At 77.3% G+C, this 1,694-nt stretch carries 1 protein-coding gene; it reads right to left on the bottom strand.

Annotation, left to right across the window (positions count from 1 at the left end; genetic code table 11):
* On the bottom strand, positions 1-1,694 hold a 1,694-nt coding region (locus EFE23_RS27765; RefSeq protein WP_199737274.1), incomplete at both ends, for a SpnB-like Rossmann fold domain-containing protein.

Below are 1,694 nucleotides of genomic sequence, written 5' to 3'. Positions count from 1 at the left end.
CCCACCGCCCGGACCAGCGGCTCGGTCAGGTCGCCGGGGTCGGTGGGGTCGAGGTCGACGATGGTGATCCGGTCCGGGTGCTCGGTCTGGCTGGAGCGCACCAGCCCCCAGCAGGCGGCCCCGGCCAGGTCGGTGACCCGGTCGTCCACCCCGGTGCTCACCGCACCCCGGGTCAGCACCACCAGGCGGGTGCCGGCCAGCCCCTCGTCGGCCAGCCACTCCCGCAGCCGCGACAGCAGCGACTCCGTCAACCGGTGCGTCGCGCCCGGCACGTCGACGTCCGCCGCCTGGCCGTCCGCGCCGCCGGTGGTCCAGCACGGCAGCAGCACGGCGTCCGCGCCGGCGGCGCGTACCGCCCCGGGCCCCGCGACGACCGGCGCGGCCGGGACGGCCCGGCGCAGCAGGCCGGCCTCGTCGACGGCGAAGGCGGCGAAGCGGACGTCCTCCCGGCCGTCCGCGTCGACCGCCGCCTCGGCGCCGGCGAGGACCGGCCAGTCGAGGTGCAGCAGCCACTGCGGGTCCAGCCGCGGCGCGGTCCGCCCGGCGTCCGCCCGCGGGATCTCCCGCAGCACCAGCGATCGGGCCGCCAGCACCGGCTGCCCGGCCGGGTCGTACACGGCCAGTTCGGCGCGGTCGGGCACGGAGCGGGACAGCCGGACCCGCAACGACGTCGCCCCGGTCGCGTGCAGCCGCACCCCGGACCAGACGAACGGCAGCCACACGCCGTCCCGCACGTCGGCGGTCACCCCCAGGACGTGCAGCGCCGCGTCCAGCAACGCCGGGTGTACGCCGAACCGGTCCACGTCCGCCCGGGCCGCCTCCGGCAGGGTGACCTCCGCGTACAGGTCGTCACCGGAGCGCCATGCCCGGCGCAGGCCCTGGAACGCCGGCCCGTACCGGTAGCCCAGTCCGGCCAGCTCGTCGTACAGGCCGGCGACGTCCAGCGGGACGGCGCCGGCGGGCGGCCACGCGGCCGGCCACTCCGCCGCGTCGGCCGCCCCGGTGGTGGTCAGCCGACCCGCGGCGTTCCTCGTCCACGGCGCGTCGGCCTCGCCGGCGGGCCGGGAGTGCACCTCGACCGTCCGGTGTCCGTCCGTCGGCTCGGCGAGGACGACCTGCACCTCCACCGCACCGTCCGCGGCCAGCGCCAGCGGGCTGTGCAGGGTCAACTCGTCCAGGTACGGATGCCCGCCGGTCGCACCGGCGTGCAGCACCATGTCCACCAGGGCGGTGGCCGGCAGCAGGCACCGACCGGCGATGGTGTGGTCGACCAGCCACGGGTGGGTGGCCCGCGACAGCCGCCCGGTGAGAATCGTCCGCGCGTCGGTGGCCAGGTCGAGCCGCCCGCCGAGTAGCGGATGCGCGCTCGGCCGCAGCCCCAGGTCGGCCGGGCGGGCGGCGACTCCGGTCACCAGCCAGTGCCGGGTGTGCTGGAACGGGTAGGTGGGCAGGTCCAGGTGGACGCCGGTGTCGGCGGGGCGGCCGCCGGCGGCGGCCGCGGTCGCGAGCAGCGTCTGCTGGTGGGGCCGCTCCCGGTGCAGGGCGGGCAGGGCGACGACGTCGGTCAGCGTCTGCTGGTGCAACGCGGTGAGGGTGGCGTCCGGCCCGAGTTCGACGAAGGTCCGGACGCCGTGTTGGTGGTGGAGGGTGGTGATGCCGTGGGCGTAGTGGACGGGGGCGAGGATGTGTTGGAT

The organism is Micromonospora solifontis, assembly GCF_003725545.1.
GTDB lineage: Bacteria > Actinomycetota > Actinomycetes > Mycobacteriales > Micromonosporaceae > Micromonospora > Micromonospora solifontis.
The sequence above is the reverse complement of the archived record's forward strand: the minus strand, read 5'-3'. Positions and strand labels throughout refer to the sequence as shown.